Raw genomic sequence first — 8,400 nt, 5'->3', positions numbered from 1 at the left:
ACTGGTGGATAGCGGAACGGCCGGTTTGGGCCGTCAGGTTTGCGTTCCCAGCCGTTCGTTCACCAACTGTCAGACGGTAGCTACGGCTCTTGACTTTCGTCTTTGAGGTTGATCGGCGGCGATCCCGAAAGCTGCCGTTTGCCCGACCTGCTGGCTAACGTCAGCTACTGGTCAAAAGCGCCCAATCCCACCCGGTAGACGGCCACATCGAAAAGGGCTGCCAGACCGCTGCCGCCACGTTGCAAGCGGCAGCCATGAACAGCTGTCTACCGAGGACTTTATGGCTGCAACGTCACTTAATCCATTGCGCGAAGTCTAGCGACTGCGATGTTTCGCCGAAGAGAACGATCCACATTGGTTTAAACCTATGGTTCTTTGATGAGTTGACTCGGCCGGGCCGGAAGCGTCAAATTTCACTGTGGCTGAAAGAACTCAAAACTTGGCGCTGCGACTGATACGGCAGGGCGTGGAGCCGGCGGACGCTGTGCGTGCGGGCGTTGTCCTAAGCGACTTACCTTCACTAGCCGGAGCAAAGATCGCAGCTGGGCCAGTTGGCGGTGGTACGCCTAATTGGGCGGAATTCTTGGGGCTCACGGAAGGGCAGAAGGCTGACCTGTTCCAGCATTCAAGCTATGGGCTGGTCTTCGTCAGGGCGGCGGAACGCTGGTTCGCTGTTGCTTTTGGGCTTGGCCATGCGAAGCTTGACGCCGCAGCCATCGAGCAGGACTTCGGCCTCCGCGTGGTTCTTAATGCCGTCGACCATCGCAAGCTGAAGAGTGCAGATGTCCGCACACCGGACGCGAACACGCTGAATCGTCGATCGCAGGCGAGTCGTGGCGCCGAGCGAACGGTGTTCGAAATCGACCCCGAACGGGACATCGTTAGAGGCTTGCTCGGCGAGCCGAAGGACAAGGCATTTGCGACACGTATCAGCGGGAACGACAGCTTGTCGATTCGCCGCAAGGCGACGGTGGGCGACTTGCCAGCGATCTGCGCGAGGGCATTCGAGCTATACAACGAGGACGCGTATAAAGCCGAGTTCGGCTGGATCGACCACATCAGGCATGTTCGTGATCGAGGAACGCTCGCCAAGCTCGAAGCAAGCCTTGTCGATACGATGACGGGAGCGCTCATAAAAAACGCATCCGAAGTTGATGAGGTCAGCCTGGCCTTTCCTGCTATGTACGATCCAGACAACGGTGGATCGGTCACATTTCGTGGCTACGGCTCGCGTCTGGTCTATCCTGATCTAGAGGTGGCGCATTACCTTCAGGGCCTGAAGGACAAGGGCAAGGCCGCCTACACGGCGGATATGCTCGACAGCCATTTTGTGCAGGAAGTTGACGAGGACGGGACCTCCGCCGGTTCATCTTGGAAGATGCGGGATTGCTTGGTTTACGAGACGAAGCTGGAAGGCTCAACTTACACCTTGTCCGGAGGGCGCTGGTACAAGATCGACAACGCCCTCGCGGAAGAGGTCGAGGCGTACTTCGATCATGTCGCCAAGGTCGACTTGCCGGCGGCTGCCGCCGGAGATAACGAGAAAACCTATAACGCCGCGCTGGGAGCAGCAGGCGGTGACTTGCTATCGCTGGACGTCCAACTCGTGAAGCCGAGTGATGCTTCCTCGCCGATTGAGGTGTGCGACTTCCTTTCTAAGGGTGGAGCGCTTATTCATATCAAGGACAAATCTGAGTCTTCGAAGCTCAGTCACTTGTTCAACCAAGGCTTGGTGTCGAGTGTCGTGCTGAAGCGCGACGGCAAATTTCGCGACGCGGTTCGAGCAAAGATAGCGGCTCAGCCAGGTGGGGCTGTCTTCGAAGATATTATCCCGGCGGCCGACCAGCCGTTCGATACTTCTAAATTCACGGTAGTTTTCGGCGTGCTGGTCAACGCCGCACCGGGCAAGGACCTGAAGCTGCCATTCTTCAGCCTGATCTCGTTTCGTCATGCCGCGAGGCGTATTGCCAACGAACTCGGCTACGGCGTGGCTTTCGCGTGGATCAAGAAGCCAGGTGTGGGTGCCGGCAAGAAGAAGGCGAAGGCAGTTGCGCCAGACGCACCAGTTTGATGCGCGCGATCGAGGCATTTTATGCCCTAGCCCTCTCTAACGAAGAAGCGGCTCGCCAACCGAAGCGAAACGCGGCTGCACACCGGGATTATTGATGCCGTGGCCCACTCTGGGGCGGAATTCATCGAAAAGTTCGGATCGCCGATGTGATCGATATCGATCGTCTAGCGCAGCGGCGGCTCGGCCGCGAAGCTGCCAGCCGGATACCGACCAACTCAAGGCGTTGAGCATTGTTAATATAAGCGTCTGCTTTTACCGGAACCCGCCGTTCAAATCGCGCAAACTCGCCGCCGGCTGAGCGGCCCTACTCGGTCATTCTGTCGATTGAAGCGGCATCGTGAAAGCCGAAATTCCTTCCGTCAGCGAGGTGATCCACGAACAACCGATTCTGGCCATAGGCTCTCATTAGACGGCCGCCGCCGCCAGCACCAACTGAAGCTGGTCATAGTCATCGCGATCATCCTCGCCATAGTCCATCTCGATCTCGCCCATATTCACGCTGCTTAGCGCCTCGACCACCTCGACGTCCTCGATGTCGAGTTCTTCGGGCGGGCCGGTGAGCGGACCCAGAAAGGTGATGAGGATCGATGCGGGGAAGGTCTCCTCGTTTGAGGCCGACGTGGTACCGAGTCCGATCTCCTCGCGGTCGATGCTATCCCAAGCGTATAGCGAGAAGTCGGCGATGGCGGTGGCGGTGATCTCGACATCGACTTGTATCGCAGTCTCCTCGGCTTCCAGCCGCACGATTGTGACGGCGAACCCCTCGCCTTGCTCGACGAAGCTGAAGTCCTCCAGCTTTAGCTCGTAGGTATCGACCTCGTACCGTAGATATGACGACGCCTCGATCTCGAAGTCCCAGTCGAGCAGCGCGTCGCTCAGGCGGTGGCTGACCGACGCCATCAGTCCGCCGAGCTCGCCGCCTGTCATGCGTCGGAGGAGGCCATTGATCGCTACCGCCGCAGCATCCGTGTCGTCCTGCACGATCTGCAGGGCACCGCCGAGGTCACCTTCGACGGAAATATGGTCGGACCTGTCGGCGAACGCCTTCCAGCCCTTGTCAGCGCTGGCCGCGAGAATGGTTCGGCCGGATGACCGGGCCCACTGCTCCAAGCTCATCAGTGCGATCGCGTCCGGGAACTCGCTCTTCTTCTCACCGCTGGCTTCGAACGGCGCTGTGGGCTCGAAGTATGCCTTGAGCAGCGTGTCCACGGTAGCGAGGTTCGCGGGTACGACTTCGGCTCCGGTGCCATCTAGAAACGCCGCGACCGCACCACGGGCAATCTCCCGGGAGTCGGCCAGCGCCGCTTTCGCCGCCATTGCTGCTTCCTCGTTGATCAGGCCGGCTCCGGCTGCCTTGTTAAGCGACGAGAGCACGGCGTCTCGCGTCTTCCTCGTGTGAGCCTGCAGATGCTTGAGCGTCTCGCGCACGACTATCTCGGAGATAACGAACTTGACCGGACCGTCTTTAAACTGCTCAAGTTGCCCGAGGAGGCCCGTCTTGAAGTCCATGCCACCATGGATGATTGTGTTGGTGTCAATTGTGAAGGCGTCATAGGGCACAGGAGGCGTCCTTCGGCGGGTGGGTGGCGTCGCTCAGCCCCAGCCTTAGCGTAGCATTTGATATCAGTCTAAACCTGCTGGGGATCGATAGTGCTCTCTGAGACACGGCCAGGCTTGTGCAAACGAAATTGGGAGAAGGCCCGCGCATCTAAAGCAACAGACTAGGTGTTTGATCCCAAGGTTTGATGGTACGATCCCTTCGTTGGAATGGAAGGAAGCCGTATGGGGCAGGTGCGTCATGTGAACGCCACGACCACGCTCGCCGTCCTTCAGCAGCATTACCAAGAGGGCGCTCCCAGCGCCGATCAGCGCTGACAAGTTGGTAACGTTCGACAAGGGCGCGACCGCGGCAGCGGGGACGACGGGGGTGGCAGCGGCTGCGGCCGCCGCTGCATGGGCTTGAACATTCGCGAGAGAGGCAACCGGTATCGAAAGTCTTGGGCGTGGCGCAAAGCATAGGGAAGCCGCAAAGCTTCAAAAAAGCATCACGACGAAAGCCTTAATCCGGTTCGTCAGGCTCAAGCCATTCGAGGGGAACGAGAGCGTGGTCGCGCCACTGTTCGGCAAGCACGACATGGTCCAGGCCGCCCCAGACGTCCTCATCAGCATGGTCCAGGACGATGACCTGCAGTCGACCCGACGCTTTGCCGACTTGTTCGCCGAGCAAGGCAAATACCTTCCGGACCGCTTCGACATCCTGATCGCGCCAGGATATTGGATCGGACCTGTCCTCGCCTGCCGCGCGCCGTGGAAAATAGACTTGGCTGGGCTGATCGTAGATCAGCAAGCCGGGAACAGGGTGATGGGGCAAAGCCAGGAAGAAGGTCTGCAGGGCCAGGGTGAGCGCGACATGATAGGCGAGCCAGTTCGCGCCACTTCCGATTTCCCAGAGATAATCGTCACGCGTTCCGCGAATCACCTTCACCGTGAGATCTTGGATCATGAGCCGCACCGGCGCGTCGGGCCATTCGGCGTCGAGCCGCGGAATTAGTCGGCCCGTTGTCGCTTCGATACTGTCGAGGGCATTGCGGACCTTGCGCTGAATTTCGCTTTCTGAGACCCGCCGTTGCAATTCCGCGATCTGAGCCTTGAGGGCATCGATCTGCTGACGAAGCCCCGCCGATTGATCCGTCCTGTCATAAAGCTCCAGCGCCTGTTCGAGCCGCCCAAGGAAGCGCTCCATGCGATCGAACCGGTCGATCGCTTGCTTCGCTTGCTGAGAGTTGCGTTCGAGCAGCCCAATCTCACGCTTGATTTCGTTCAGCCGGATCAGAAAGGTCTCGGCATCCGCACGCAGCCGCAGGATTTCTTTATCGAGCGTGTCCGACACACTGGGGTGGGTTCGAAGTCTGACCTCGATTGCGGCCAGAGCATCGCTGAGTTGCTCGACCTTCTCGCGGCCGCCCGCACCCAGCAGCGCGATCACATCCTCCGGTCGGCCGTCCGGCAAGAGCTGCTTCAACCATTCCGAGATCGCGAGACGATCGCGCTGGATTCGCAGCGCGCTTCCATAGGCGTCGCTGCTTTCGATCAGCCGGCGGAGTTCCGTCAGACGCTGTCGCCGCTGGGTCAGTTCGCGCGCGACCTTGGTTTCCTCGTCGCGCAGTTCCTTTAGGCGCACAAGCGCGGCATCTACTCCGGCAATGGTTGGATGAGCAGCTTCGCTGTTCGCGGCGACCACGCCACGCAGAAGGTCGACAATGTCGGGCCATTCGGTCGGAATGACCTGGTCCGGCGGAAGCAGCCCGAATTCGATTGCCTGCCGGAGCCAGGAGGTCGCTTCAAGCCGCCAGGCGTTGCCGGCGGTCACGAACGCACGAAGATCAGCCTCCCGTCGCCGCAGCAACCGATTCAACCGGTCAAGCTCATGCCGCGCCTGCAGGACGTCTGCGGTGACCGCCTGAAGGATGTAGGGAAAGATCGTCTTCAGCTTGTCGCGATGCTCGCTCGTATCCGCCTTGAAGAACATGACGTCGGGATTGGCGACGATGTTTTGCGGCTGGAACGTGAACGCCATTAGGTCGCGAAAGCTAGGTCGGGATTGTGCGGCCGCGTCGGAATCTGGATCGAAACCCAAATTGGTGAGCCCGGCCAATCGGTCGAGCATCTTCTTGACGTTCTTTTGGGTGGTATCCTTGCCCTCGATCCGATGCGGAACCTCGACAACATCGCCCTCGATAAGGACCATGTCGCCTGTGCTTTGTTGATCGCCCGGCTCTCGCCGCGCGAGGAGCTTCTGGCCTTCGACCGTGTCGATCACGACACCGAACCAACTGCAGTTTTCACGGATGACGCCGACCGGGATCGCGCATTTGTCGGAGGCAAGGCAGTAATCGATAATCGGTATCACGGCCGACTTGCCGGTTTTTGACGCGCCGCTGATTACGTTCACAACGCCGGGGTGGAAGTCGAGTTCGCGGGGTTTTTCGTCCGCACGCGGCCAGAGGATCAATTTGCGAAGCTGAAAATACATTAAAAATCGATCCTCAAGGTCGAGGCAATCTGCGGAAGTCCGAGCTTAGAAAACCAGTAGCCGATCTTGTCGGCAGCGGCCGGGAAACCCTTCAGCCGTTCCGGAATGGCGGGCTTCTTTACCTCTAGGAGATCGAGCGGATATCCGTGGAGCAAAGCTGAGGCATGGTCGATCCGGATGAGGCGCGAGGTCGATGCGACGCCGATAGACTGGAGCGTCAGCGGGCGGAGCAGGCGCGCGCGCGAATGCAGTTCGATAAGCACTTCGCGCTCACGTTCGAATTTGGCTGCGAACAACGTGAGGCCCGATGCCTTTCTGGTAGACGTGACGGCCTCGAATGTCTGACGGTGCAGCAGCATCGGCAGGACCAAAAAGGCGAGCAGTGCTGGCGCTGCGTCAGGACCATCTTCCTGATAGCCCAACGTGAAATTCCAGATCAGATAGGCGCCGATGGCGGGGTTCTGAACGAGGTCGAGTTCGGTGAGGTTCGGGCTGACGAGGGCCGTCATTCAGGAGCCTCGCCAAGCAGGGCTTTATAATCGGCGTGCCAACCCACAAGGCGCCGGTCGGCCAAATCATTGTAACTGCCATGGACGAAATGGCCTGGAACGGCTCGTCCTTCGAGCGGGGCCTGATGTTGAGCACATTGGCGGTAGACAAGCCTCCCCTGAACCGGTGCCGATCGATCGCTGTGGAGATCTGCGACATCCCCCCGGATCATACCGTGCCGACGCACGAGATCATCGTCCCAAGTGTCGAGGCTGCCCGGAAAGATGACACCGCGGTCCGCCCAATCGGCCTTGTCGGCCGATGCGCGCAGATAATCGCTGACCGCCCTTAGTCGCTCTTCATCGTTCGCTTCGACGAGTTCGAGTTGACGGATGAAGGTCGGTCGCGTGGAGGCTACGTCCGTGACGAGGTCTTCGCTCGGAGCACCCCCGAAAGAGGTTAGCAAACCGGGAAGATTATTTTGTCTTACAAAGGCATGAAAATCGCGGCGGAATGCATCCGCATCGAGGATTGGCCTTTCACCGCGCTGGATCAGGCGATCGAGTAACTGCTTGGCTTGGCCGATGCCCGATTTGATGAGGACATCGATCTGGCTCTCGCTGATGATAGGCGCCAAGACGGCGCGGATGGCGTCGAGCGGATCGGCCCCCTCGGAATCGAACTTGAATCGGGCCACAATATCCGTTTGCTGTGCGATGGGCGCATCGAGAAAGGGCAGCAGATACTCCGCGCAACCGGGAGACGCCTTCAGCTTCGCAAGCTTGGTTCGAATCAGTTTCAGCGATGCCTCGGCCGCAGCCGCATCGCCAGCGGCAGAAAGTAACTGAACGAAGGCGCCTGTCTTTCGGGGTGTCACATACAGGCAAAATTCGGTCAGCTTCGGATCTATTTCCTCCGCTACGATCATCGCGCGCCAATTCTCAAATGCCTTCCAGAGGTCATAGGCCCAGTCCGAGACCGGATTCTGGCGCAGCGCGCTCTTGGTCTGCTCCAGCACAAGCTTGCCGTCGGCGTGGTGGACGGCCACGTCATCCTTGTATTCCAGGGATACCTTCGCGCCTTTAGGTGCGATCAGGAGGTGATAAAAGACGCGAACGGGCTGCAGCGCGAAACCGAGATACTGGCCCGGCGCACTGTGCTTGGCAGGTCTCGTCTCGGCGTTCATCGGATCAACTCCCTCGGGAGCAATGCTGTTCAAGTCCCAGTACTAGGTCAAGCCATGATGGCCGTGAATTGAAACCCCGGTCACGATCGAGACGTTGATGGCAATGAAGCGTCGACTGGGAGAGTCTGCGAGATCAGATCAATATTCGTCGTGCCGACATGCTCGCACAGTCCCGCTTAGCCGATCGCGCAAATGTCAGATCTTGCTAGAAGCCGACACTTGGCGATGCGACGGGAATGACGGCTTTATCCCAAATCGAGCCATTCGACCAGCGCTCCCGCAACATGAACCAATGACCGGAGTTGGGAAGTCGAAAAGCGCCGGCGAGTGTCGACAAATGGGTCTGAATGGTCGTTTCCAACCACGTGTTGGCCGACGTCACGGTTGCAACCAGGTCAAGGCGTCAAACTCGCGTCCGAACCGGACGCGGGCGGCTCGTTCATAGACTCGCTGCCCCCTGGCCCCGTTCGTCAGCACGACCAGTCCGTTATTGTTGAGGAGGTCGAGAACGAACAGGTTCGCGACGCCGTCGTTAGCGCCCCAGTGCCAAGCAAAGCGGTCCGGCCCCGACTGTTCCAGTCCCCACCCCAAACCCCAGGCCAGACTGCCTGCGATCGTGAC

5 protein-coding genes and 1 pseudogene are annotated in these 8,400 nt (G+C 59.3%); 1 reads left to right on the top strand and 5 read right to left on the bottom strand.

Annotated elements, in window-relative coordinates; all coding sequences use genetic code 11:
* Nucleotides 1-418 precede the first annotated feature (418 nt).
* The gene (locus ACHWRX_RS05275) at nt 419-2,071 is read left to right on the top strand and encodes a DUF6119 family protein (RefSeq protein ID WP_394658360.1); all 1,653 of its coding nucleotides are present in this window, start codon (nt 419-421) and stop codon (nt 2,069-2,071) included.
* A 405-nt stretch (nt 2,072-2,476) separates the two neighbouring features.
* On the opposite strand, the gene ACHWRX_RS05270 is transcribed toward ACHWRX_RS05275, so the two are convergent.
* The 5 genes and pseudogenes from ACHWRX_RS05270 to ACHWRX_RS05250 form a co-directional block, all read right to left on the bottom strand.
* Nucleotides 2,477-3,631: a PIN domain-containing protein gene (locus tag ACHWRX_RS05270; RefSeq protein ID WP_294248215.1), complete on the bottom strand. Its 1,155-nt coding sequence runs from the start codon at nt 3,629-3,631 to the stop codon at nt 2,477-2,479.
* A gap of 499 nt (nt 3,632-4,130) precedes the next feature.
* On the bottom strand, nt 4,131-6,104 hold the full coding sequence (locus tag ACHWRX_RS05265; RefSeq protein WP_294248211.1) for a DUF3732 domain-containing protein: 1,974 nt from the start codon (nt 6,102-6,104) through the stop codon (nt 4,131-4,133).
* Complete coding sequence (locus ACHWRX_RS05260; protein ID WP_294248207.1) at nt 6,104-6,613, bottom strand: three component ABC system middle component; 510 nt, start codon at nt 6,611-6,613, stop codon at nt 6,104-6,106. The genes ACHWRX_RS05265 and ACHWRX_RS05260 overlap by 1 nt, the downstream gene beginning before the upstream one ends.
* Nucleotides 6,610-7,779: an ABC-three component system protein gene (locus ACHWRX_RS05255; RefSeq protein WP_294248205.1), complete on the bottom strand. Its 1,170-nt coding sequence runs from the start codon at nt 7,777-7,779 to the stop codon at nt 6,610-6,612. The genes ACHWRX_RS05260 and ACHWRX_RS05255 overlap by 4 nt, the downstream gene beginning before the upstream one ends.
* A 378-nt stretch (nt 7,780-8,157) precedes the next feature.
* A pseudogene (locus tag ACHWRX_RS05250) lies at nt 8,158-8,400 on the bottom strand (hypothetical protein); the annotation flags it as partial.

This window comes from uncultured Novosphingobium sp. (genome assembly GCF_964277725.1).
In the GTDB taxonomy this organism is placed as follows: domain Bacteria; phylum Pseudomonadota; class Alphaproteobacteria; order Sphingomonadales; family Sphingomonadaceae; genus Novosphingobium; species Novosphingobium fluoreni.
The sequence above is the reverse complement of the archived record's forward strand: the minus strand, read 5'-3'. Positions and strand labels throughout refer to the sequence as shown.